The organism is Streptomyces roseolus, from assembly GCF_014649855.1.
GTDB lineage: Bacteria > Actinomycetota > Actinomycetes > Streptomycetales > Streptomycetaceae > Streptomyces > Streptomyces roseolus.
Genome location: NZ_BMTV01000023.1, coordinates 115,302 through 139,625 on the forward strand (window position 1 = coordinate 115,302; position 24,324 = coordinate 139,625).

A 24,324-nucleotide genomic window follows, 5' to 3' on the forward strand; every position below is an offset into this window, starting at 1 on the left:
GCGGCGGCCGACCGCCGCTCGGCGGCCCGGGTCACCCCGCCGGGGACCGGCGGGGTGACCCGGGGTGGCGCCGGGCCCGTGCGGCGTCGTACGGGCGGAACGACACGACGGGGACGCCCTCGCGGACGTCACGGACCTCCGGTTCCCCGCCGCCGCCCGGCCCAATGCCCCCGGATCAGACGGATGCCGGCACCGCGTGCGGCGGACGCACCTGATCGGTGCCGGGCACGGGCGCCGAGGCGTCGGCCCCCAGCTCCACGATGCGGTTCGCCCCGTCGACGTGCACGACGCGCGGCACGTACGCGCGGGCCTCGGCGTCGTCCATCTGGGCGTAACTGATGAGGATCACCAGGTCCCCGGGATGGACCAGATGGGCGGCGGCACCGTTGATCCCGATGACCCCGGACCCCCGCTCGCCCTCGATGACGTAGGTCTCGAGGCGGGCGCCGTTGGTGATGTCCACGATGTGCACGAGCTCACCGGGCAGCAGGTCGGCCGCGTCGAGCAGGTCGGCGTCGATGGTGACGGAACCGACGTAGTGCAGGTCGGCCTGGGTGACGGTGGCGCGGTGGATCTTGGACTTGAACAGAGTACGCAGCACTGTGAACTCCTCTGAGACGGCTCCCTGCCTGCTTCGTGCAGGTCAAGGGCATCGTCGACCCTACACCGCCACCCCAGCCCGATGTTTGTGAGGAACATCGCCCCGGTCGGGACAGACAGGTTCCCGCCTGGGGCTTCGCTCCGTACCGCCACCTGCCGGGACGACCGCCCGCCAATTGGGGCGGACTCGCGCTGACCGCAGACCGACCCTCCTGGCGAACCATCAGGCGATCGACGCTCACCCGGCGGCTTGCTGGCCGGCGGCGGACGGGCCTCTTCGGGGCCGGCCGCCGAATCGGGCGCGGACCGGGCCGCCGATGTCGCCGCGCATGAGTGGGCTCCACGCATCACAGGCGCCCGAAACAGTCGAAAGGGGCGCCGACGACGTCGCGGCAGGATCTCTTCGGACAGAAGGTCTCGGAGGACACGCCGGCTAGATCTACGGCTGCCGGGCGTGGACACACCTAAAGAATCGGACCGAAACCACTACCCCTCCACTGTTTGACAGCGGGATTCCAGCACCTCACTATGTGAGTGAGCGCTCACACGCTTTGGAGGGACGATGAGTGTGATCAAGACGGCTGGACTCACCCGCCGCTTCGGTGAAGTCACGGCCCTGGAGCACCTGACGCTGGAGCTCCCGCGTGCGGGGGTGATCGGCCTGGTGGGCCCTAACGGGTCGGGCAAGTCGACCCTCATCCGCATACTGCTCGGCCTGATCGCGCCGACGTCGGGAACGGCCGAGGTGCTGAACGAGCCGATCAGCGCACCGGGCCGCTACCTCCAGCGCGTGGGGGCATTGGTGGAGAATCCGGCGTTCGTGCCGGGCCTGTCGGCGAGGGCGAACCTCATGTCGCTGGCCAGGCTGCGGGGCCTGCCGGCGTCCCGGGTGGACGAGGTGCTCCGGACCGTCGGCCTGACCGGGCGTGACACCGAGCCCGTCAAGCGTTTCTCGCTGGGCATGAAGCAGCGCCTGGGCATCGCCGCGGCCCTGTTGCCCGATCCGGAACTGCTGATCCTGGACGAGCCCACCAACGGTCTCGACCCCTCGGGCATCGTCGAGATCCGGGGTCTGCTGGCGGACCTGGCCCGCGCGGGCCGGACCGTCATCGTCTCCTCGCACCTCCTGGCCGAGATCGAGACGGTCTGCGACTACCTGGTCGTCATCCGCTTCGGTCACCTGGTCTACTCCGGTCCCGTCACCGATCTCCTCGCTCGCACGAGCCGACGGATCGAGATCGCGGCGGAACACGCGCGGGACACCTCATCGCTGCTCACCCTGCTGTCGGCCGACGGCTGGCAGGTCGAGCCCACGTCCGACGGCCGGCTCGGGGTGGCCGCGGACGAGCATGAGGGCGCCGAGCTCAACCGGTCGGCCACCCGAGGAGGTATCACCCTCAAGTCGATGACCCCGGTGCGCGGCAGCCTGGAGGAGATCTTCCTGGAGATGACCGGCGACAGCGACCAGGACCTCACGGCAGCCCGCGCCGCGGCTGCGGAACGGAAGGCGTCATGATCAACGCAGTGCGCAGCGAGCTCCTGCGGACCCGGCGCAAGGGCGTCGTCCTCGGCTGGTTCGGTCTGACGATCCTGTTCACCGCCATGATCAACATGGTGATGGCGCAGGTCGTCGGCTCCTCCCGGGCTCAGCCGGAAGGCGGACCCGGGGTGTCGTTCCCGACGCTCGACCAGTGGCAGGCCGCCGACGGCATCACGGCGGGCCTGTCCTCGGCAGCCAGCATGTACGGAGTGGTCGCCCTGTCGTTCTGGGCGATCGTGACTGCCGGCGACTACAGCAGCGGCCTGATCCGTCTGACCGCCTCCGCACAGCCCGACCGCGTCCGGCTGCTGCTCGGCAAGGTCGGTGCGCTGTCCCTGTGGACGGCCGCCGTCACGACCGTGGCACTCATCGCCAACCTGATCATCGCTCCCATGGCGGCCCGGAGCGCGGACCTCGACGTCTCCGCCTGGGGGCAGGACGTCCTGCCGACCCTGGCCGGCGCATGGTTCAACCTGCTCGCCACCCTGCTCGTCTGGGGCGTCATCGGACTGGTGCTGGCCCTGGTGACCCGCTCCGCGGCCGTCTCCATCTCCGTCGGCGTCGGCTACGTCCTGGTCGTCGAAGCGGTCATCACCGCCGCCCTCGACGCCATCGCCGACTGGACACCCGGAGCCACCCTCAGCGCACTGGCCCAGGGCGGCACCGGCAGCATCCCCTACGGCACCGCCCTGGCCCTCGGAGCCCTCTACACCCTTCTAGGCTTGGGCGTCGCACTCACCGTTTTCCAACGCCGCGACATCACCGATTGACCCAGCCCGCCACACACCTCGAAGGGGAAGTGCCATGCCCCCCCGCGGCACCGCCACACGGACCAGACTCGTCGACACCACCATCCGGCTCGTCGGCGAACTCGGCTACGCCAAGACCACCACCCGTGCCATCGCGCAGGCGGCCGGCGTCGCCGAAGGCACCCTCTACCGGCACTTCCCCGACAAGGCCACCCTCTTCGCCGAAGCCGTCCTGCAGCAGAACCAGCACGTCGTCGACTGGATCGACACCCTGCCCGCACGCGCCGGCACCGCAACCGTCAAGGCCAACCTCACCGACTGCCTCACCCACCTCGCCACCCTGCGCGCCGACATCCTCCCCCTCGAACTGGCCATCCTCACCGACCCCGAACTCGCCCGCGTCGCACCGCCCCCCGGCGCCCTCCCGGGTCCCCCGGGACGGCTCGCCGAGTACCTGCGCGCGGAACAGGACCTCGGCCGCCTGCGCGCCGACGCCAACCCCGACCACGGCGCCGTCGTCCTGCTCGCCCTGCTGTTCGGCATGGCCATGAACCCGCCCCCGGCACCCGATCGGGAGGCCCTCCCCGCCCTCCCCGGGATCGCCGACACCGTCGACATCATCCTCAAGGGCCTCGCCCCCCACCCGGCGTAGAGCAGGCGACACGGCCGGACAACGGGTCTCTTGCACAAGAACTCATGAGACCGGCCGCCTCCGTCTTCACGCTGCCTCATGGGAACTTCTCGACGGCCGCGCCCGCGTCACGCGGAAGAGTCGAGGATCGTGAACAGCAGGCGTCCGTGGGCGTACAGAGCCACGGGGCAGGACCGAAGCCCTCAAGAGCCTCATGCGTGACACGCCTCCCGTGGAGGGACGACGGGCCGGGGCGCTCACCCGAGAAGAGTGACGCTAGGCCCCGGCGGGGTGCCCGGTGAAAACACGCGTGTCGATCCGCAGACGTGTTCCGTCGGGACGCTCGATGTCGATGATGTCCGACTCGTCCATGGAGACGTGCCAACCCCTGATCCGACTGTCGGCGTCGAACACGATCGAGTACACCGCCCGATGGCACGTCGTGGGCTGCTCGGTGGTCGTGCCGAACACGACACCGCCGCCCTCACGTCCCTGGGTGGGGGAATTGGGCTGTGGTTGGTAGATGTCGTGGACGGCTGACCAGCTCCGCTCGAAGACCGGCGACACCCGTCGGCCGCCCTCCTCGGAGCGCAGGAGGAAGAACTTCGCGGCGGCCGCGCCCCGTCGCAGGACGAGTCTCCGGCCCGTGGCCTGGTTCACCCGCAGGGCGTGGTCACGGTCGTTCAGCACGAAGCGGGTCGCGATGGTGATCGGCGTCGCTGCGACGACGTCGTCGACCACGAGCACGATATGGGGAAGCAGGGTGATCCAGGTTCGCCGCGCACGGGTGACGGTGTCCGGGTAGAGGTCCGCGAGGTCCACGGAGAAGACCGTGCAGCCCGATCGCTGTTCGGGGCCGCGTCGGTTCCCCGCCGAAGCACCGTGAGGGCGGCTCCGCTCGATGGTCGCACCGGTGACCGGATCCGTGACCACCCATGTGCTGTGCTGCGCGGCCTGCTTCGCCTCGTGCTGTGCGCGCGACCGGTAGGAGCAGTGGCCAGGGTCGGTGAAGAAGAGTTCGTCGCCGTGGCTGAGGACGAAGCTGCCGTGGTCGTCGTGACGGTGGCCGTCCACGCGCAGCGCCGCGTTTCCGGCCTGTGCGGCAAGGACCGTCCTGCTCTCCTCCCACCGGTCGCGGACGGCGACGGTTCCGGTCTCGAAGCGCTGGGCCAGGGGGAGCGGGAGCTCGCGCGGAGCGCGCGGCGCCACCATGTCGAGGCAGTTGACGACCGATCGCCAGCCGATCTGGGAGAAGAAACCGAAGCTCGACAGGTCGGACGGTTCCAACTGCGGCTCGCTGTAGGTGTGGTCGAAGAGCCACCGGGCGAGAGCCGCGTCCGCCGGCGGGGCGCCTCCGTCACGCCGGGCGATGCTGGTGAGAAGGTCGGCCGGAGGGCGCGCCGTCATCGCGGAGTCGCCGAAGTTGACCATCGTGGTGTAGGTGCCGGGCCCGAGTTCGGCTTTCGGGCCCTGGAACATCGTCGAGTGCGCGGCCCACGGCATCATCGCCGCATAGGGGACCGCGAGTTCCGCCAGCGGTGTCCGCCCAGGGGCCAGGAGCAGCTCGCGGAGGTTGCTGAGGTGCAGGGAGGCGTATCCGAAGTACTGGAGGCTCTCCCCGTAGCTGTCGCCGTTGTACAGCGCGGTCGCCGTCCTGTAGCGCTGGGCGAGGGTGGCGGTCCGGTCGTCGTCGCCGATCAGCAGGGACACGGCACCGAAGGCATCGAGGAGCACCATGTACCAGTTGTTGAGCGCCGTCCCTTGCTCGCCGCCGCTCAGGGCATGGAGCTCGGCTCCCCGTTCCGAACCGAGCAGGGCGCGCTCGTACGGGAGCAGACAGTGGTCGACGAGCGCCTCCGTCACGACGCGTCGCTCGTCAGGCGTGAAGATCTCCGAAGCGAGTTCGAGCACCTCGGCGACCCCCAGACCGACGTGGGCGGTCTCGAGCATGCCCACCGGCGGAACAGGTCTGGGCCGGAAGGACGGGCCCACCCAGTCGTCGACCGGAAGTGCGCACAGGCGCAGCGTCTCGTCATGAAGCCAGCGGGCCGCCGCCTCGTGCGGACCCATCGCGTGGGCGAACGCCACGTCTCCGAGTCGATCCCAGGCGACGTGCCACCACTCGGGGAGCTCTCCAGGAACGGAAAGGGTCGGATTGCTCACCCACCGCGCCGCCCTCTCGGTGATCACCTGTACGAGCCGGGCCACCCGTGGATCCCGCGCCGCGCGTCGTCGGACGAGGGCCGCGTCCAACCGCGCGCCCGCTTTTCGAACGGTCGACAACTCGTACACGCCATTCTCCTGGTGCTCGTGGCTCTCACCCCCGGCGGCCTGTTCGCCGTCGTCGAGCTCGCGGGCTTCCCTCGCGTCCTGCCGGCACACGCCCCGGAGAACCGGCCCGGCCTCGAAGAGCGTGCCCACGCCGCGACCGACAGCTTCCACACCCAGCACGTTCCGCACCGCGGCGCCGACTGGGGGCCGATGCTGACGGCAGCCGGCTTCACCGTCGAGGACGAGCGCACCATCACCGTCAATATCGAGAGTGAGCGCAGCGAAGCGATCGGCCGCTACGCCTACGGCAGCCTGCAGCGCATCCGCGGCGTCGCCGCACCCGCCCTCAGCCTGCACCGCAGATCCCCGTCGCATACGAAGCCTGGCGCCAGGGCCGGTGACGGACACAGCGCGGGCGACCAGGGGCGCCGGGGTCGTGGAGGATCCGGACCGCCCCGCCGAGGTGGCGGCGGACCTCCACGCCTACCTCAGCTACCGGGACACCGAGGCCGCGCTGGCCTGGCTCTCGGAGGTCGGATTCGAGCTCGTGCGGCGCCAGGACGCCGAGGACGGTTCACTCGCCCACGCCGAGGTCCGGTGCTGGGACGTGGTCCTGATGGCGGCCGGCGCGCACGCCGAGTACAGCAGGCCGGCCACCATCAGGACCACGGCACCAGCACGGGAAGCGGCCTGTGCCTGTGCCTCCCCTCCCCCTCGGCGGTGGACCGGTGGTACTTCCACGTGGTGTCCGCGGGCGGGGTCCCGGTGATCGAGCCGGAGGCCACCGAGTGGGGTACGCGACGCGCCCGGGTCCTCGATCCCGAGGGACACGAGTGGAGCGTGGGAATCTGCCGGCCGGGCTGATCCGACGGCCCGACCGGCAGGTCCTCACAAGCGGACGGGGTGCTCGTCGTTCAGAGCCGGGGGGCGAATCCCGTCAGGAGCGCCGTCGCGTGGGACGCGCCGCTTTCCTCCACGACTTCCGCCGGTGTCTGCGGCGTCCGCACCGTGGCCAGCTCGACCTCTCCGTCACGGTGCAGGAACCCATGGACCCCCGGCCTCGGGATGCTGTTGTAGGCCCAGGGGGCGGAGAAGTAGTAGGCGCCCGTGTCGTGCAGCACGACCAGGTCCCCCTCCGCGAGTTCCGGCAACAGGCGCTCGTGCGCCACCACGTCCCCGGCGAAGCAGAGGGGACCGGCGATGTCCTGCGGTACGGACGCGGTCGTCCTGGGTCGGCCGTCCGGCCCGTGCGCGGTGATCCTGACCGGCCACGCGTCGGGCATGAACACGGTGCGGAGGGCCACCTGGGCTCCGGCGTGGGTCAGCGCAATCCGCCGGCCGCCCGAGTGTTTGACGTACTCGACCACCGCCGCGGTGAAGCCGTTCTTCGCGAGCAGTGACCGGCCGAACTCCGTGACCACCTGGTAGCGGCCGTCGAGCAGGGCCGGTTCGGCGTCGGTGAGCGCCCTTACGTACTCCTCGAACGTCGGCGTGACCGTGTCGTCGGAGAAGTTGACCGGCAGCCCTCCGCCCAGGTCCAGGCTGGTGACCTGGCGTCTGCCGACGTGCGCGTCGATCTCCTCGGCGAGCCGGTGCAGCGCGGCGAGCCCCCGGGCGATCAGCTGCAGCGAGCAGCCCTGCGAGCCGACGTGGGCGTGCAGGCGGGTCAGCCAGGGGCGTTGCAGGAAGGCGTCGAGGATCCGTGTGCGGGCTCCGGGGTCGTCGAGGGCCACTCCGAACTTCGAGTGCGACGTCGCCGTGCTCATGGCCTCGATGGTGCCGCCGCCGACCTGGGGGTTGACGCGGAGCCCGACGACGGACCGGGAGCGGGCGGGGCGCAGGGCGTCGATGCGCTCGAGTTCGGCGAGGTTGTCCGCGTTCAGCGCGATGCCGAGGGTGAGCGCCTCGCGGATCTCGGTGCGAGTCTTGGCCGGCGAGTCCAGGACGATGCGGTCGGGTGCGAACCCGGCGGCGAGTGCCAGCCGGGTCTCTCCCGGGCTCGCCGTCTCACAGCCCATTCCGGCGTCCGCGAGCAGCCGCAGGACCGGGACGAGCGGGCATGCCTTGACCGCGAAGGCGTGCAGGGCGTCCGGCACGTGGGCGAAGGCCTCGTGGAGCGCGGTGATGCTGTCGCGGACCCCCTGGACATCGACGAAGCCGGCGACGGGGTGCTCCTGTCCCAGAACGCCGTCGGCGGTTGCCCGCCGCAGTACGGACGCGATCTTCTCCTGGTGCGTCATGCCTTCCTTCCTCGCTTTCAGGGGTGTGGCTCCCGGCCGGCCCGGAGGGGCGGAACCGGGGGGCGTGGGCCCGGCGTGCCCTTCCGTGGGCTCGGAGGGCGCGGGCCCGGGGCGCCGGGGCGGCAGCGGCGCGGCGGTCTCGGGGTGGCCGGTCACCGGACGTCCAGCCGCAGGACGTCGTCGATCGTCTCCCGCCGGACGACGACGCGTGCCGTACCGTCACGGACGGCGACGACGGGCGGGCGGGGCTGGGAGTTGTAGTTGTTCGCCATGGAGCGGTGGTAGGCACCGGAGGCGGGGACGGCGAGGAGGTCGCCGACGGCGAGATCGGAGGGCAGGCGGGCGGAGTCCACGACGATGTCGCCGGATTCGCAGTGCCGTCCGCAGACGGTGACCGGCTCGTCCGTGCTCCTGGCCGTGGCCCGGCCCGCCAGAGCGGCCGTGTAGGAGGCGTCGTACAGGGCGGGCCGCATGTTGTCGCTCAGGCCGCCGTCGACGGAGACCCAGGTCCGCAGTCCGGGCTGGCGCTTGATCGTGCCCACCGTGTACAGGGTCACCGTCGTGGGTCCCGCGATGGCCCGGCCGGGCTCCACGGCGAGTCTCGGCATCGGCACGCCCGCCACGGCACAGGCTTTCCGCACCCGGTCGATGACGGTGGGGGCGAGGTCCCGCACGTCGAGGGGTTCGTCGTCGGGAAGGTAGGCGATGCCCAGGCCTCCGCCCAGGTCGAGGCGCCGTAGGAGCGTGCCGTGGGTGCGCGCGGTGTCGGCCATCAGGCCGACGAGCCGGTCGGCGGCCGTCTCGAAGACGTCGGGACGCAGGATTTGGGAGCCGAGGTGGCTGTGCAGGCCCACGAGCTCCAGGCCGGGCGCGCCCAGGGCGTGGGAGATGGCGCGGTGGGCGCTTCCGGTGGACAGGGAGAAACCGAACTTCTGGTCGTCGGTGCCCGTGGTGATGTGGGCGTGGGTGTGCGCCTCCACGCCGGGTGTGACGCGGACGAGGACCTGCTGACACGTGCCCCGGTGGGTGGCGATGTCCGACAGCCGGGCTATCTCGTCGTGGGAGTCGACGACGACGAGGGAGACGCCGTGGTCGACGGCTTCCGCCAGTTCGGCCACCGACTTGTTGTTGCCGTGGAAGATGACGGAGGATCCCGGGATCCCCGCGCGCCGCGCCGTGCGCAGCTCGCCCGCGGAGCAGACGTCGATTCCCAGTCCTTCGTCCTTCAGCCAGGTGGCGACCTGGTGGCAGAGGAACGCCTTGGCTGCGTAGAAGACGTCGTGGCCGGTGAAGGCCGCGCGCCAGGACCGGCAGCGGGCGCGGAAGTCGTCCTCGTCGAGGACGAAGGCCGGGGTGCCGAACTCCTCGGCGACGTCGCTCAGGAGCACGCCGCCGATCTCCAGGCCGTCGGTGCCGGTCGTGGTCGTGGCGGGCCACAGGTGCGGAGGGATGTGCATGGTGAGGTCTGCCCTTCGGAATGGCGCTCAGTGGGCGGTGAGGAACCGGTGGAGGACGCGGACGCCGAATTCGAGGCCGGACAGGGGCACCCGCTCGTCCACTCCGTGGAACATGGCGTAGTAGTGCAGGTGGGGGTCGAGCAGGAGGGGGGCGAAGCCGTAGGTGCTGATGCCGATCCTCGCGAAGGCCTTGGCGTCGGTCCCCCCGGACTGGATGAACGGCACGGGGTGGGCGTGGGGGTCTTGGCTGCGGATCGCTTCGGCCATCGCGCCGAAGGCCGGCCCTTCGTGGTCGGCGGCGACGGCCTCCTCGCAGTTGATGAACTCCCGTGTCACCTTCGGGCCGAGGAGCCGGTCGACGGTCTCCACGAAGGCGTTCTGTTCGCCGGGCAGGAACCTGCCGTCCACCTCGGCGTGGGCGCGTGAGGGGATGACGTTGACCTTCTGGCCGGCCGTCAGCACGGTGGGGTTGAGGGTGTTGCGGATGGTGCAGTCGAAGAGTTCGCCGAGCCCGCCGAGACGGTTCGCCTCCTCCTCCAGCCGGTCGCGGTCGATCCGGATCCCGAGGGTCTGGTCAAGGGCGTCGAGCAGGGTGCGGACGGCGGGGACGAGGCGGGTGGGCCAGCGGTGGGCGGCGAGCCGGGAGAGGGCGTGGACCAGCTCCGCCACCGCGTTGTCCTGTCCGGGTCCCGAGCCGTGTCCCGCGGTGCCGTGGGCGGTGAGCCGCATCCACGCAGTGCCGCGCTCTCCGACGGCGATGGGGTACACGCGTGCGTCCGGTCCGGTGCGGGTGGTCCTCGTAGTGATCGAGAAGCCGCCGGACTCGCTGATCGCCTCCTCGACGCCGGCGAAGTGGTCCCGGTGCGCGGTCGTGACGTGACGGGATCCGTACTCGCCGGTCGACTCCTCGTCCGCGAGGAAGGCGAGGACCAGGTCGCGCCGCGGTTTCTGCCCCGCGCGCGCCCAGGCGCGCACCAGGGCGAGGGTCATGGCGAGGGTTCCCTTCATGTCGACCGCGCCGCGTCCCCACAGGCAGCCGTGGTGGAGGTCTCCGGAAAGGGGGTGCAGCGTCCAGTCGCGGGGCTCGGCGTGCACGGTGTCGAGGTGTCCGTGGACGAGCAGCGGGGGCAGGTCGCGGTTCTCGCCGTCGATCCGGGCCAGGACGCTGGTGCGGCGGGGCCGCGGTTCGGTCAGAGTGGCACGGACACCGGCCGCCTCCAGGGCTTCGGCCACGTACTCCGCGGCTTGCCGCTCGCCAGGCCCCGATCCGTCTCCGGGGTTGGTGGTGTCGATGCGCAGGAGGTCCGAGCACAGTTCGGCGACGTCGGTGGCGTAGCCGTCGTGCAGACCTGGTCGTCTGGTGGCGGTCACAAGCTGCTCCGCGGGGGTCGGTCGGGCGGGGGCGTGAGGGGGCGGCGGTCAGTCGAAGTGGTCCTCCATCGCCGCGCCGGCGATGGAGGTGCACACCTTGAAGGTCCGGGCGGCGGTGGTCGCGTCCGGTGCGGTGAAGGCGACGCCCCGGGGGCCGTTGGGTTCGACGGTGGGGACGGCGAGGACCGCGGCCGCCAGATGGGGTGCGTGGAAGTCGAGCTCGAAGCGGTGCGGCCGGGCGGGGACGCCGCGTCCTTCCGGGGCGTCCGCGTGGTCGCGTCGGGTGGGGAGGAGGCGCACGGCCTCGGCCGCCTGTGCGCGCAGCAGCTCGGCGCTCCGGCCGGGGGGAAGACAGATGGCGGCGTACCGGCTGACGCATTCCTTGACCGCCACGACGAGGGCCTCGGGCGCCCAGAGCCGGGCCGCCTCGCAGGTGAGGTCGTCTCCGGTCACCAGGACGACGGGAACGCCGTGCTCCTCGGCGATCAGCGCGTTCATGCGGCCCTCGTCGGCCGGCTCGCCGTCGATGCGGAACGCGACCAGTCCGGTTCCGAGGTAGGTGTGGGACAACACCCCCTGCTCTCCGGCGCCCGTATGGTAGCCGAGGAAGACCACCGCGTCGGCCCGGTCGATCCCCGCCATCATGCCCAGCGGCTTGTGTCGGCCGGTGAGCAGGCGCGCGCGGGGGTCCAGGCTCTCCAGGAGCAGGTTGCGCTGCGTGTAGTGGGCGTCGTTGACCAGCACTTCGGTCGCGCCGCCGGCGAGGAGGCCGTCGACGGCGGCGTTGACGTCGCCGGTGAACAGCGGGCGCATGCGTTCCCAGGAGGCGGTTCCCGGTTCGACGTCGTCGGGGCACGTGACGCCGGTGGCGCCTTCCATGTCGGCGGAGACGAGCACCGTCGTCATTTCGTGTTCCTTTCGTGCGGGGGGAGGGTGAGGACGGGCGGGTCCGTGCGGAGGACCGCGCGTGCTCCCAGGGGGACGGTGAGCTGACGCGGTCCGTGGCCGGCGGGCAGGCCGGCCGCCACCGGGACGCCGAGGTCCGACAGGCGGTCCCGCATCACGGCCTCCACCTGGTCCCGGGGGCCGCAGTCGGTGAAGTCGCCGAGGAGGACGCCGGCCGGCCGTCGCAGGACGCCGGCGCGTCTGAGCTGGGTCAGCGACCGGTCCAGGCGGTAGGGGTCCTCGCCGACGTCTTCGAGCAGGAGGATGCGGCCTTCGGCGTCGGGCGCGGTGGAGGTTCCCAGTGAGGACGCCAGCATGGTGAGGTTCCCGCCGGTGAGGATCCCCTCAGCGCGTCCGGGAACAAGGACGGGGCCGTCGAGGGCGAACGAGCGCGGTGGCGGTCCGAAGAGGGTCGCGTGGAGGCTTCCGGCACTGACGTCGTCCACGTGGAGCGGCCTGCAGCCGGGCATCGGGCCGTGGAGGGTCACCAGGCGGAGGCTCTCCCCGATCGCCTGGTGCAGGCAGGTGATGTCACTGGAACCGACGAGGAACTTGGGTCCTGCGGCGGCGAGGCGCCGGTGATCGAGGCGGTCGGCGATGCGCTGGCTCCCGTACCCGCCCCGCGCGCACACGACCGCCCGTACGTCCGGGTCGAGCCAGGCCTCGGTGAAGTCGTCGAGGCGGTCGTCGTCGGAACCGGCCAGGTAGCCCTGGTGGGTGGCGTGGAGCCGCGGAGTGACACGTACCCGGAGCCCCCAGTCCTCCAGCAGGTCCCGGGCCGGGGTCGTCTCCCGCTCCGTCACCGGTCCGGCGGGGGCGACGAGGGCGACGGTGTCGCCCCGTCGCAGGAACGGAGGATATGCGCGGTCCTGACGCGGGGGGCGCCCCGCGGCGGACGGAACGCCGTCGGCCGTCATGACCGCTCCGCAGGGGCCGGTGCCGCGCCCGTGGAACCGGCCGTGTCCGCCCGGGGACCGGAGGGAGGAGCGAAGATCCGCTCGTAGAAGCGGATCTCGGCCTCCAGGGCCTCCCGGATCGTCTCGGCCCGCCGCCAGCCGTGCCGTTCCCCCGGGAACTCGATGTGCTCGCAGGCGATGCCCGCGGCGTGGAGGGCCTCTGCCATGGCGGAGGACTGGGCGGGGTCCACGATGGTGTCGTCGAGGCCGTGGAGGAGCAGGGCGGGTCCGCTGGCCCTGTCCGCCGCGAGCACCGGGGAACGCTGTTCGTAGAGCGCGGCGCTCCGCGGCAGGGGGCCGATCAGACCGTCCAGGTAGCGGGACTCGAAGTCGTGGGTGGTGGCCGCCCAGGTGAGCGGGTCGGTGATGCCGTAGAAGGAGACCGCGCCGGCGAAGGCGTCCGTGTGGGTGAGGGCCGCGAGGGCGGTCCATCCCCCCGCGCTTCCTCCGCGGATCGCCAGCCGGCCGGGGTCGGCGATTCCTTCGGACACCAGGGCCCGCGCGACGGTGACGCAGTCCTGGACGTCGACGAGTCCCCAGGCGCCGTTCAGACGTTCCCGGTAGGCACGGCCGTATCCGACCGACCCTCCGTAGTCGACCGTCGCGACGCCGATGCCGCGGCTGGTGAAGTAGGCGATCTCGAGGTCGTGCACCATCGGGTAGTCGCCGGTGGGGCCGCCGTGCACGAAGACCACCCAGGGCGGGCGCCGTCGGGCCGGTGCGGCGTGACGGGGGTGAGTGGGCGGGTAGAGGTGGGCGTGCACCGGGAAACCGGCGCCCGGGACGTCGTCGTTCGTCGGCTCCGTGGCACCTCGGTGGAAGGACCTGGCGGTGGGACGCGGCAGCCAGGCGGGGTCGACCGGCGGCGCCGCGCGGGAGGAGAGGATCCGGGTGTCGCGGTCGTGGGTGGCGCCGGGCCCGGGGAGGGCCGTGGTGAAGACGCTGTAGGGAAGGGTCGGGCCGGCCCCGGCGGCGGCCAGGCGGCTCCCGTCGGCGTCGAGGCTCTGGATGAAATCCGTGAAGGGCAGGCCGAGATCGGTGAGTACGGGCCGTTCGAGACCTGCCTCGGGGTCCACGAGGGAGATCCGTCGCCCGGCACCCGTTCCGTGAACGGCCACGGCCCGGCCGTCGGGAAGGGGGGCGAACCAGGCGGAGCCGGGCTTCCACAAAGCTCCGCCGAACTCCTCCTCGACGGCGGCGACGACCTGGGCGGGGCCTCCGTGGGCGGGCACGACGTGCAGGGTCCACCAGCCGTCGGGGTCGGTGACCGCCCAGAGGCTGTCGCCGTCCCTCCACTCGGCCTGGACGACGGATTCCCGGGGGCCGCCCGCCCGCACGCCGTGGACGCCGGCGGTGCCGTCCTCCCGCATCGGCGCGACGCACAGTTCGGTGCCGTCCCACGGCATGTTCGGATGGTCCCATCCGATCCAGGACACATGCCGGCCGTCCGGGGACAGCCGGGGGCAGGTCACGAAGTGGTGCGTCGCGGAGATCGTCCGCTCGGCGCCGGTGCCGAGCGAGACGGACACGAGGGCGCGCTCGATGTCGCGCGTCCCCCCGAGGCGCGTCTCGCGCACGGCCCACACCTCGTCGCGCGACGGCGGCACGTAGAGGTCGCCGTAGGTGACGTCTTCGCGCGCGGGGGTGAGGGGCCTGGGCGCGTCCTGGCCCTCCGGGTGGTGGAGGTAGACGCGCCGGTCGTGCCAGTGGGTGAAGACCAGGCCGGTACCGGCGGGGCGCCAGGACCGGCCGCCGTACTCGTGGAGGCTGTTGCGGGCGTCGAAGCCCGGGGGGAGCACGTCCTCGACGGTGCCGTCCGGTTTCGCACGCACGACGCAGCGGCGGCCTGACTCGTGGGGGCGGGGTTCGTCCCACCACACTTCGTCGCCGACGAGCGAGACCCAACCCGGCGTGCCGTCCTGGCGGGCGACGGCCGCGGCGCTGATGTCGGAGTCCCAGGCCCGGAACGGGGGGTGCGTGTCCTGGGTGGAGGAGGGGTGGTTCATCGGGGTCACCGCCTTGTGGCCATGCGAATGGCGTCCATGTGGTCATGAGGGCAGGAGTCACGGCCGGGGCGAAGCGCGGGGCGGCCGTGCTGGGAGATGGGGAGCGGGAGACGAGCCCGGCGCGCACCGCCGGTTCGACCGCGGCGCGCGGGGAGCACGTCCGCGGTTCAGTGGTGTGCGGCGCGGTGCGGCGCGGTGTGTCCGGGGAGTGCTTCCTCGGCGCCGACGGCCGGGGACGGGGCAGGGACCTCAGGGCCGCGGGGCAGGGCCGGCCGGCCGCGGCCGCCGGATGTGCGCGTCCCCGTCCGGTGGACCGCACGGATGCGGCGGAGCCGTTCTCATGACGCACACGCTAGTGAGGCACCACGACTGCGAGCGATCAACAAAAGGTCCCGTCCCGCGGGGCGGGGCACGACGTTTCGTCGTTGCCCGGGGAGCGGGTCGGTCCTACGGGGGCGGGGCACGACGGTTCGTCGTTGCCCGGGGAGCGGGTCGGCCCCGCGTCCCCGGCTTGGTTCACCAGTTGAGGTCCAGGCCGGCCACGTTGGCCGGCAGGGGCAGTTCGCGGGGGTGGACGAGGTAGACCACTCCCCCGCCGCCCGAGGCCGACAGCCACACGCGCTCGAACTCGCCGCGCCGGTAGACCCGCCGCACCTCCTCGTCGGTAGCCGAGAGGGGGTCGTTGACCACCACGTCGCCGTCGGGCGTGAAACCGCAGACGATCTTGATGCTTCCGGCCGGTGAGTAGCCCGCGCCCGCGAGCTCGCCGATGCGGAAGCTCTGGGCCGTGGCGACCGGGATGCCCGCACAGATGAAGCGTTCGAGTTCGTTCAGCGAGCGCAGCCGGGTGACCATTCCGCCGAGCCCGTAACGGGCCGGATAGGCGGCGTTGAAGGCCCAGTTGCCGCACCCCTTGTAGGCGTAGTCGTAGACCGCGCGCGCGGTGAAGTCGACCTGTGGCGCGGTGTCGGCGGGATCGATCCACGCCGTCTCCGCGGCCTGCGGGCCGTGGCCGAAGTACTCGACGAGCATCGCGGTGCAGGCCGGGGCCGACCAGGCTTCGCCTCCCCCGTCCCACTGGGGGCTGTGACCGGTGTGCAGCTCCTGGGAACGGCGGGGGACGTCGAGGACCTTGCCCCAGGCCCCGGCGGGCCCGCTGACCGCTTGGTGGTGGTCGGGGGGCGTGGACGAGGCGGCGAGGTGGAGGGCGTGGACCGCGGGGCCCTCGACGGCGCCTCGGACGCGCGCGAGGCGGACCTCCAGTTCGTACGCAGCAGCGGGCCTGCCGGGGGCGGCCACGAACACGTCGACGTCCGCCGTTCCGAAGGGGCCGGTCTGACCGGGCACGGTGGTGCGGTGCACCACGGCGTCGTCCGAGGCCCAGTGCGCCATCACGTACCAGGGGGAGGCGTCTCCCGCGGCATCACGGACGCGCAGTCGCACCGTCAGCCGGGTGCCGGCCGGCGTGAGGGCCGTCCAGGAGGGGATGAGCTCCTCGGCGGGGAACGGCAGGTCGCGCCAGCCGGTGGAGCAGGTCGCGTAGTCCCATTCCAGGGTGGCGTGACCGTGGTGGTCCACGAAGGCCTCGTCGGCCTCGGCGCTCTCCAGGCGCAAGGCCCCGTCGGTCCAGGCGGTGCCCCTGAAGACGGCATGGGTGAAGTCGCAGGCCTCCGACCAGCGGTGCAGCACCGCCCTCGGCACGAGGGGGTCGTCGCTTCGCCCACAGTTCTCGCCTGTCACGGTCGTCCTGCCGCTCTCTTGTAGCCCCGGTACGGCCCCGCCTGGCGCCGATGCCGGGACAGGGCCCACATGGTAGCGGCCCGGAGTTCCCGATCAGGAGCCCCGGGCCGCCTCGGACGGTCCCGTGCTCAGCTGGGCACGGGCGGCATCTTGGAGGCCGTCGTGAGGATCACGTCGTCCGCTCTGACGAACATGATGCGGTGGCCGAACTGCACCTGGTGGTACCTGAGCTCGCCGCGGACCACGGTGTGGCCCGCGAGTTCGAAGGTCTTGGAGTGGTAGTACTCGCCGGCCACCGTCTGGCCGACGCTGTAGGCCTGGTCGGGGCGCAGGGTGTACTGCAGCGGCACGAGGGGCTGGACGGGGACCCCGGCCGGGTACGCCGCGGGCTCGGGGTAGGCGCGTCCGTAGAGCGGGGCGCCGTCGAGGCCGGGGCGCAGCCGCGCCACCAGGCCCTTGGCGGGCAGGGTCTTGGGGCGTCGGAGGTCCTCCTCGAACCAGCCCTTCCGCCCGAGGTACCACAGCGCCGTCCAGTTCCCGCGGCGCTCCGCCACCACGTACTTCTGACCCGTGCTCACCCGGGCGGCGTGGTTGTAGACGGACCAGGTGCCGGGTGAGGGACGGATGCCCTCGTCGGTGACCAGGGGGGCGTCCTTACGGGGTTCGGTGCGCAGCGTGATCGAGGCCGATCCGTGCACGGGGCAGAGGTCGGCCGGGGTAGCCCCGCAGTAGTAGGGCTCCGTGTTGGAGTCGTAGTCCGGGTGGATGGTCACCAGCGGTGAGGCGGGCCTGCCCTCCGGCTTGAACGGCTTGCCCAGGAGATCGAAGTAGTGGTCCCAGTCCCAGTAGGGGCCGGGGTCCTGGTGCATGCCGGCGACGTTGGCCGGCACGGTGCCGGGCACGTTGTCGTGACCGATGACGTGGGCCCGGTCGAGGGGGATGTCGTACGTCCTGGCCAGGTGCCGCACCAGGCGGGCCGACGTCCGGTACATCGCCTCGGTGTACCACTGGCCGCCCTGGGCGAGGAAGCCCTCGTGCTCCAGCCCGACGGCCTTGGAGTTGACGTACCAGTTGCCGGCGTGCCAGCCGACGTCCTTGGCGCGCAGGTGGTTGACGATGTGGCCGTCCGCCGAGCGGAGGCTGTAGTGCCAGGACACGTAGGTGGGGTCCTGGACCAGCTTGAGGGTGGTGTCCCAGGTGGCCTCGGTGTCGTGGATGACGATGTAGTCGATGCCCTGGTTGTGGGGGCGGTCGGAGAGGTCGTGGTTGCCGAAGTCGCCGGGCTCGTCCGAGAGCATCTGGTAGGGCGCGGGGGTCCAGTCGCAGCCCAGCTCGCGGGGGCATTCGGCGCCCGGGGTGGTGGGTTTCAGACCGAGTCCGTCCAGCTGCCGGGTGTTCGGCACGACGGGCGCGGGGCGCAGGGTGACGACGGTTCCGTCGTCGGTGCGCCGCGACTCCCCCGTGTTGATCAGGCGGAAGACGTCGTCGGCGAAGCGTCGCGCCGCCCCGGCTTCGGCGGCGCCCGCGTAGGCGGCGACGGCCGCGTACCACTGTGCCGGATCGGTGCTCAGGGGCAGGCCCGCGGATCGCTGGTGGGCGGCGAGGAGCGCCGCTCCGCCTTCGATGTTCGCGCCGGGGTCCGTGCGAAGGCGGTCCGCGGGGAGGCCGGTGAGCGCGGCGGCCCGTCCCAGGGTCTCCAGGGCGGCGGGGAGGCGATCCGGGTCTACGGGCGTCTCACGGTGCGCGAGGGAAGGGCGGGAGGTGTCGCCCCGGGGGTCCTCGTCCCCGTCGGCGTGGTGGGACGTCCGGGCGAGCGTTGCCCGGGCGTCGGTCAGGTGCATCGGTCCGAAGCCCGCGTCGACGCTGGGGGCTCCGTCGTGGTCGTCCCAGCGGCTCTGCAGGTACGACACCGCGAGCAGCACGGTCTCGGGGACGTGGTGCCGTTCGCCGGCCACGCGGAAGAGGTCGGCACGGGGCCGCGTCGACGCCGAGGCGGCGCCCTCCGGTCCGGATGGTGGCTGCGCCTGGGCGGGAGCCATGGCGAGCGCCCCGGTGAGCAGGGCCGTCACGACGGCCACGGGAGCTGCCGCCCGTCTGCGCGGAATGCGTCTGCTTGTCACGCGTTCGTCCTTCGTGTCGTCGTGTCAAGGGGGAAATGGCAGGCGGTCGGGTGGTCGGCTCCGTCGCGCGTGCGCAGTTCGGGTTCCGTCAGGCACTGCTCGCGCGCGTGGGGGCAGCGGGTCCGGAAGCGGCACCCGGACGGCGGTGAGGCCGGGGAGGGCAGGTCGCCTTCCAGGAGGTGGGCGTCATCGGGTGCGCGCCGTCCGGGGTCGGGTACAGGGGCCGCGGCGAGGAGGGCACGGGTGTAGGGGTGGCGGGGAGTCGTGTAGATCTGCTCGCGCGTGCCGGTCTCCACGATCTTCCCGAGGTACATCACCGCGATCCGGTCGCACAGGTGCTGGACGACCGCGAGGTCGTGCGAGATGAAGACGCAGGCGAGGCGGAGGTCGCGGCGGAGGTCCTGGAGCAGGTTGAGGACCTGCGCCTGGACGGAGACGTCAAGGGCGGACACCGGCTCGTCGCACAGCAGCAGCCGGGGCCCGAGGGCCAGTGCCCGCGCGATTCCCAGACGCTGGCGTTGCCCGCCGGAGAACTGGTGGGGGTAGCGGTCCCGGTGGGAGGGGTCCAGACCGACCGTTTCGAGGAGTTCGGCCACGCGTCGCCCGCGGTCGGCCTTGGGGACGGCTTCGGGGTGGATGGCGAAGGGTTCCCCGACGATCTGTCCGGCGGTCATCCGGGGGTTGAGGGAGGTGTAGGGGTCCTGCAGGACCATCTGGACACGACGGCGAAGCGTGCGCAGTTCGCGTCCGGAGAGGGAGAAGGGGTCCTGGCCGTCGATCGTCACGGTGCCCGCGGTGGGCTGGTCCAGGGCCATCAGGAGGGAGGCGAGGGTGGACTTGCCGCACCCGGACTCGCCCACGATGCCGAGGGTTTCCGCGCGGTGGACGGTCAGGTCGACGCCGTCGACCGCTCTGACCGCCCCGGTGCGGTGTTTCCGGAGCACGCCCGTGGTGATCGGGAAGTGGCGGGTGAGCGCCGTGGCCCGCAGGAGGGGCGGGGCGGTCTCAGCCGACGGGAGCATGGTGGACCTCCTCGGCGAAGTGGCAGGCACTGCGGTGTCCTGCGGGCGAAAGCGTTCGGAAGGGTGGTGCTTCGCTGCCGCAGCGCGGTTCGGCACGCGGGCACCGGGGGTGGAAGGCGCATCCTGCGGGGACGGAGGACGGCAGGGGCGGGGCGCCGGTGATGGGCACGAGGGACTTTCCCAGGCGGTCCAGGCGGGGCACCGAGTCGAGCAGGCCACGGGTGTAGGGGTGTCCGGGCCGGGCGTAGAGGTCCTCGGCCGACGCGGACTCCACCGTGCGGCCGGCGTACATGACGGTGATCCGGTCGGCCGCCTCGGCGACGACGCCGAGGTCGTGGGTGATCAGCAGCAGCCCCATGCGGGTTTCGCCCTGGAGCTGTTTGAGCAGCCGCATGATCTGGGCCTGGACGGTGACGTCGAGGGCGGTGGTGGGTTCGTCCGCGATGACGACCTCCGGGTCGAGCGCGAGCGCCATCGCGATCATGACGCGCTGACGCATCCCGCCGGAGAACTGGTGCGGGTAGTCGTGGACCCTGCGCGCGGCGGCCGGGATCCGGACGCGGTCCATGAGCGCCACGGCGCGCGCGAAGGCGGCCTTGCGTCCCGTGCCCTGGTGCACCCGGTACATCTCGGCCAGTTGGTCGCCCACCGACAGCACGGGGTTGAGCGCGGTGAGCGCGTCCTGGAAGATCATGGACAGACGCGTTCCCCGCACCTGCCGGTGGCCCTCGGGAGACATGGCGAGCAGGTCGTCGCCGCGCAGCCGGACGGCGCCGCGGGTGATGTGCGCCGGCGGTGTGTCGAGCAGCCCCATGACAGCCTGTGCCGCGACGGACTTGCCCGATCCGGACTCACCGAGCAGGGCCAGGGTCTCGCCTTCGTGAAGGGCGTAGGAGAGTCCGTTCACCGCCCGGATGGTGCCGCGTCGCGTGCGGAACTCGACGCAGAGGTCCTCGACCTCCAGGAGGGGATGTGCGTCGGGGGACATGGGCGCTCATTTCAGCCGGGGGTCGAAGGCGTCACGTGCGGCATCGCCGAGGAGGATGAAGCTCAGGACGGTCGCGGACAGGAAGAGGGCGGGGAAGAACAGGAGGTGGGGGTGGTCGAGGACGAAGGCCTGGGCCGCGTTCAGCTGGAGTCCCCAGGAGACCTCGGGGTACTGGAGTCCGACTCCCAGGAAGTCGAGTGTCGCCTCGCCCGAGATGACCGCTCCGACGTTCAGCATGGCGACCACGATGACCGGGGTGATCGCGTTGGGGAGGATGTGGCGCACCATGAGGCGGGCGGGGCGTGCTCCCAGCATGCGGGCGGCGCGCACGTAGTCGGCGTCGGCCAGGGCGATGACCTGGGAGCGCATGATGCGCGTCATGGTCGTCCAGCCCAGGACCGTCAGGACCAGGATCATGGCGCCCAGTCCGTGGTCGGGGAAGGCGACCAGGATGACGGTGGCTCCGAGCACGAAGGGCAGGCCGAAGAAGACGTCGGTCACCCGGGAGACGAGGGCGTCGAGCCATCCTCCATAGAAGCCGCACAGCAGTCCGAGGACGACGGCGATCAGGAGGGAGGCCGCCGTCACGGCGAGGCCGGCGATCAGGGAGGGGCGGGTGCCCCGGATGACCTGGGCCAGGTAGTCGCAGCCCTGCAGGTCGAATCCGAAGGGGTGGCCCGCGGAGGGTCCCAGCTTGGAGTCGGCCAGGTCGCAGTGGTCTCCTCCTTCGGTGAGCAGCGAGGTGAGGACGCCGGGTGCCAGGGCCATCGCCGTCATCAGCAGGAGGGTGACGACGGCGGCCCACACCGTGGGCCGGGCCCGCAGTTCGAGCCATGCGTCCTTGCTGAGGGACGCCCGCTCCTGGGAAGGCGGGGGCGCCGTGTCGGGCGGCGCGGGGGGCTCGGCGGCTTCGCCCGCGGCCTCCAGGGTCCTGGCGGTGTCAGTCATGGCGGATCCTCGGATCGAGCAGCCCGTAGAGGAGGTCCACGAGCAGGTTCGCGAGCAGGAAGATGAGGACGAGGGCCGTCGTGGTGCCCACGACGACGGGGCCTTCGCGGAGCTGGATGGACTGGAAGAGCTGCTGGCCGACGCCCGGGAGGTTGAAGATGTACTCGGTGACGACCGCGCCGGCCATGAGTCCCCCCAGCTCCAGGCCGAGGAAGGTGACGACGGGGATCAGCGAGTTGCGCAGGGTGTGTCTGACCACGACGCGGCGGCGGCTCAGTCCTTTGGAGTGGGCGGTGCGGACGTAGTCGGCCCGCAGGTTCTCGATGAGGGAACTGCGGGTGAGCCTGGCGACGTAGGCGAGACCGAACGAGGCCAGGACGAGACCGGGCAGCAGGAAGGCGAAGGGCCATCCCGCTTCGGTGCCGGCCACCGGCAGCCAGCCGAGCTGTACGCCGAAGACCAGCTGGGCCATGTAGCCGACGACGAAGACCGGCACGGAGATGACCAGGGTGGTGCCGAAGAGCACCGCGCTGTCGTCCCACCTGCCTTTCCGCAGGCCCGCCCAGACCCCGAGTGCCATGCCGAGGACCACTTCGAGCACCCAGGCCGTGAGGCCGAGTTGCAGGGTGACGACCCATCGGTCGGCCAGCAGGTCCGACACGCGGCGGCCGGTGAAGGTGGTGCCGAGATCACCGGTGAGCAGGCCGGTGAGGTAGTGCGCGTACTGGATCCACAGCGGGTCGTCCAGGTGGTAGCGGGCGCGCAGCTCCGCGAGGACGGCCGGCGGTACGGGTTTGTCGCCGGCGAGCCCCTGGATGGGGTCGCCCGGCAGGACGAAGACGAGCGTGTAGATGAGGAAGGTGGTGCCGAGGAGTACGGGCAGGGCGTGCAGCAGGCGACGGGCGACGAATCTCCACACGACGGACGGCCCCCAGGGAATCGGTCTGCGCGGCCCTCCCGAAAGGGTGCCGGCAGAGGGTCGGTGACGGCCTCAGTCGTTGACGGTGACGCGGTCCAGGTGCAGGCCGGCGGCGTAGGAGTCGATGACGACGTTCCCGATCCGGTCGCTCCACGCGGACTGGTCCTGCCAGTTCCACAACGGGATGTACGGGAGGTCGCGCAGGGCGATGTCCTCGGCCTTCTGGTAGGCCGCGATGGCTTCGTTCCCCTGGGCGGCGTTGCCCTTGGCGACGAGGGCGTCGAACTCGCCGTTGCTCCAGCCGGATCGGTTGCCGGGGTAGTAGAGGCCGTCGAGGTAGTTCTGGATGCTGGGGTAATCGATGACCCAGTTCTGCCGGAAGGGGCCCTTGTTCTTGCCGTCGTTGAGCAGCGAGGACAGGTCGGCGGGGGCCATCTTGCGGAACTTCACGTCCTGGATGCCGAGGTTGTCCTTGAGCTGGTTGGCGACCGAGGTCATCCACTGCTCGTAGGTGGGGTCGGAGTTGGAGAAGTAGAGCTCCAGCGGGCCGTCGAAGCCGCCGGCCTCCTCGAACAGCTTCTTGGCGGCCGCCGGGTCGTAGGCGCAGGTCTTGCCGCATGCGTCGGAACGGTGCCCGGGGATCACGTCGCCGACGAGGGAGGTGGCGGGTCGGTAGACGCCGTTGTAGATGGCCTGGGTGATGCCCTTGCGGTCGATGGCCATGGAGAGGGCCTTGCGGATCCGGGGGTCCGCGAAGCGGGGGTCCTTCACGGGCAGGCCGAGGTAGTCCATGGTTCCGCTGGGGCGGATGGAGAAGCGCTCGCCGAAGAGGCGCTTCGCCTGCGCCGAGTTGGCGGCCGGGACGGTCGTCAGGACGTCCACGTTGCCGGCCTGCAGTTCGGTGAAGGCGGTCTCCCGGCTCGTGTAGATCTTGAAGTCGATGCGGTCGGCCATGGCCTCGCGAGGCCCGCCGTAGCCGGCGAACTTCTTCAGCTTGATCTTCTGGTTGCGCTCCCATGCGCCGTCGAGCTGGTAGGGGCCGTTGCCGATCGGTGCGATGTCGGAGGCGTCCGGGTTGGCCGTGGCCGCCTTGGGGAGGGGGGCGAAGGCGGGGAAGGACAGCAGCATGGGGAACTGGCCGAAGGGCGCCTTCAGGGTGACTTGGAGGGTCGTCTCGTCGATGACCTTGAGCCCCGACAGGGTCCGGGCGGTCGGCTTGGCGCCCTCGTCCGCCGGGTTGAGGGCGTCGTACCCCTTGATCTGGGCGAAGTAGTAGTTCGCGTCCCAGGCGTTGGGTCCGTAGGCGGCGGCGTTCCACGCGTCGGCGAAGCTGGCGGCCGTGACCTTCTCGCCGTTGTGGAAGGTGGTTCCGGACCTGAACTTGATCGTCCAGACGACGTTGTCGTCGGTGAGCCAGGAGAGGGCGGCCAGCGGCTTCGGGGTGCCGTCCTTCGGGTCGAGGGCGGCGGGCGGGTCGAACAGCCCCTGCAGGACCTGGAGGGAGTAGCTGCTGGTGGTGCGGCCCGGCAGGAGGTGGTCGGGTTCCGTCAGCGCGACCGAGTAGGCGCCGCCGGGCTTGCCGGACGCGTTGTCGGACTTCGCCGGCTCGGACGGACCGCAGGCGGTCGCGGACGCGACGACGGTGAGGACGGTGGCTGCCGCGAGGGCGGTGGACCGGAGGGGAATCATGGTGCGCTGTACTCATTTCGGGAGGGCAAGCGGGGAGGACGTCGTCGAACGGCGTTGACACGGAACGCTCTTGGAGTGAGGCAGGGCGACACGGTAGGGATCCGGCCGGTGGGGAGACGATCGACGGAATGT

Annotated in this window: 19 protein-coding genes and 1 pseudogene; 5 read left to right on the forward strand and 15 right to left on the reverse strand. The window is 71.6% G+C overall.

Features of this window, described 5'->3' with window-relative positions:
• Nucleotides 1-175: 175 nt before the first annotated feature.
• A complete protein-coding gene (gene panD, locus IE245_RS25960) occupies nucleotides 176-601 on the reverse strand; it encodes an aspartate 1-decarboxylase (protein ID WP_189951712.1) in 426 nt (141 codons plus the stop codon).
• 561 nt (nucleotides 602-1,162) lie between these two features.
• On the opposite strand from panD, the gene IE245_RS25965 reads away from it, so the two are divergent.
• Genes IE245_RS25965 through IE245_RS25975 form a run of 3 tightly spaced genes read left to right on the forward strand, consistent with a single transcriptional unit; the run spans nucleotide 1,163 to nucleotide 3,541 of the window.
• The gene (locus IE245_RS25965; RefSeq protein ID WP_189951714.1) at nucleotides 1,163-2,116 is read left to right on the forward strand and encodes an ABC transporter ATP-binding protein; all 954 of its coding nucleotides are present in this window, start codon (nucleotides 1,163-1,165) and stop codon (nucleotides 2,114-2,116) included.
• Nucleotides 2,113-2,910, forward strand: a complete 798-nt coding sequence (locus IE245_RS25970; RefSeq protein WP_189951716.1) for a DUF2705 family protein — start codon at nucleotides 2,113-2,115, stop codon at nucleotides 2,908-2,910. Before IE245_RS25965 ends, IE245_RS25970 begins: the two co-directional genes overlap by 4 nt.
• Nucleotides 2,911-2,944: 34 nt before the next feature.
• Nucleotides 2,945-3,541, forward strand: a complete 597-nt coding sequence (locus IE245_RS25975; protein WP_189951718.1) for a TetR/AcrR family transcriptional regulator — start codon at nucleotides 2,945-2,947, stop codon at nucleotides 3,539-3,541.
• A gap of 255 nt (nucleotides 3,542-3,796) precedes the next feature.
• Here IE245_RS25975 and IE245_RS37960 read toward each other — a convergent pair whose 3' ends face one another.
• Nucleotides 3,797-5,590 carry a heparinase II/III domain-containing protein gene (locus tag IE245_RS37960; RefSeq protein WP_308436628.1) on the reverse strand — a complete coding sequence of 598 codons (1,794 nt, stop codon included), beginning with the start codon at nucleotides 5,588-5,590 and terminating at the stop codon, nucleotides 3,797-3,799.
• Nucleotides 5,591-5,836: 246 nt separating this feature from the next.
• Here IE245_RS37960 and IE245_RS37215 point away from each other — a divergent pair.
• Both IE245_RS37215 and IE245_RS25985 read left to right on the forward strand, forming a co-directional pair.
• Nucleotides 5,837-6,142 (forward strand): annotated as a pseudogene (locus tag IE245_RS37215) (SAM-dependent methyltransferase); the annotation flags it as partial.
• A gap of 46 nt (nucleotides 6,143-6,188) precedes the next feature.
• Nucleotides 6,189-6,560 (forward strand): VOC family protein, encoded by a 372-nt coding sequence (locus IE245_RS25985; RefSeq protein WP_229851516.1) that lies wholly within the window; start codon nucleotides 6,189-6,191, stop codon nucleotides 6,558-6,560.
• A 145-nt stretch (nucleotides 6,561-6,705) separates the two neighbouring features.
• On the opposite strand, the gene IE245_RS25990 is transcribed toward IE245_RS25985, so the two are convergent.
• The 13 genes from IE245_RS25990 to IE245_RS26045 all read right to left on the reverse strand — a co-directional run bounded on the left by IE245_RS25990 (nucleotide 6,706) and on the right by IE245_RS26045 (nucleotide 24,192).
• Nucleotides 6,706-8,031: a type III PLP-dependent enzyme domain-containing protein gene (locus tag IE245_RS25990; RefSeq protein WP_189951723.1), complete on the reverse strand. Its 1,326-nt coding sequence runs from the start codon at nucleotides 8,029-8,031 to the stop codon at nucleotides 6,706-6,708.
• A gap of 152 nt (nucleotides 8,032-8,183) precedes the next feature.
• A complete protein-coding gene (gene lysA, locus IE245_RS25995) occupies nucleotides 8,184-9,488 on the reverse strand; it encodes a diaminopimelate decarboxylase (RefSeq protein WP_189951724.1) in 1,305 nt (434 codons plus the stop codon).
• A 27-nt stretch (nucleotides 9,489-9,515) separates the two neighbouring features.
• Nucleotides 9,516-10,859: a M20/M25/M40 family metallo-hydrolase gene (locus IE245_RS26000; protein WP_229851506.1), complete on the reverse strand. Its 1,344-nt coding sequence runs from the start codon at nucleotides 10,857-10,859 to the stop codon at nucleotides 9,516-9,518.
• Between the two features lie 48 nt (nucleotides 10,860-10,907).
• The gene (locus IE245_RS26005; RefSeq protein ID WP_189951726.1) at nucleotides 10,908-11,765 is read right to left on the reverse strand and encodes a M55 family metallopeptidase; all 858 of its coding nucleotides are present in this window, start codon (nucleotides 11,763-11,765) and stop codon (nucleotides 10,908-10,910) included.
• On the reverse strand, nucleotides 11,762-12,721 hold the full coding sequence (locus IE245_RS37220; RefSeq protein WP_229851507.1) for a S66 peptidase family protein: 960 nt from the start codon (nucleotides 12,719-12,721) through the stop codon (nucleotides 11,762-11,764). The genes IE245_RS26005 and IE245_RS37220 overlap by 4 nt, the downstream gene beginning before the upstream one ends.
• Nucleotides 12,718-14,766 (reverse strand): S9 family peptidase, encoded by a 2,049-nt coding sequence (locus tag IE245_RS26010; RefSeq protein WP_229851508.1) that lies wholly within the window; start codon nucleotides 14,764-14,766, stop codon nucleotides 12,718-12,720. The genes IE245_RS37220 and IE245_RS26010 overlap by 4 nt, the downstream gene beginning before the upstream one ends.
• A gap of 516 nt (nucleotides 14,767-15,282) precedes the next feature.
• Nucleotides 15,283-16,467, reverse strand: a complete 1,185-nt coding sequence (locus tag IE245_RS26015; protein ID WP_229851509.1) for a C39 family peptidase — start codon at nucleotides 16,465-16,467, stop codon at nucleotides 15,283-15,285.
• A 167-nt stretch (nucleotides 16,468-16,634) separates the two neighbouring features.
• A complete protein-coding gene (locus IE245_RS26020; RefSeq protein ID WP_189951770.1) occupies nucleotides 16,635-18,545 on the reverse strand; it encodes an N-acetylmuramoyl-L-alanine amidase in 1,911 nt (636 codons plus the stop codon).
• Nucleotides 18,546-18,622: 77 nt separating this feature from the next.
• Nucleotides 18,623-19,648, reverse strand: a complete 1,026-nt coding sequence (locus IE245_RS26025; protein ID WP_189951730.1) for an ABC transporter ATP-binding protein — start codon at nucleotides 19,646-19,648, stop codon at nucleotides 18,623-18,625.
• Nucleotides 19,632-20,636, reverse strand: a complete 1,005-nt coding sequence (locus IE245_RS26030; protein ID WP_189951732.1) for an ABC transporter ATP-binding protein — start codon at nucleotides 20,634-20,636, stop codon at nucleotides 19,632-19,634. Before IE245_RS26030 ends, IE245_RS26025 begins: the two co-directional genes overlap by 17 nt.
• Before the next feature lie 6 nt (nucleotides 20,637-20,642).
• The gene (locus tag IE245_RS26035) at nucleotides 20,643-21,584 is read right to left on the reverse strand and encodes an ABC transporter permease (protein WP_189951734.1); all 942 of its coding nucleotides are present in this window, start codon (nucleotides 21,582-21,584) and stop codon (nucleotides 20,643-20,645) included.
• Nucleotides 21,577-22,503: an ABC transporter permease gene (locus IE245_RS26040; RefSeq protein ID WP_189951736.1), complete on the reverse strand. Its 927-nt coding sequence runs from the start codon at nucleotides 22,501-22,503 to the stop codon at nucleotides 21,577-21,579. Before IE245_RS26040 ends, IE245_RS26035 begins: the two co-directional genes overlap by 8 nt.
• 72 nt (nucleotides 22,504-22,575) lie before the next feature.
• The gene (locus tag IE245_RS26045) at nucleotides 22,576-24,192 is read right to left on the reverse strand and encodes a peptide ABC transporter substrate-binding protein (RefSeq protein WP_189951738.1); all 1,617 of its coding nucleotides are present in this window, start codon (nucleotides 24,190-24,192) and stop codon (nucleotides 22,576-22,578) included.
• Nucleotides 24,193-24,324 lie beyond the last annotated feature (132 nt).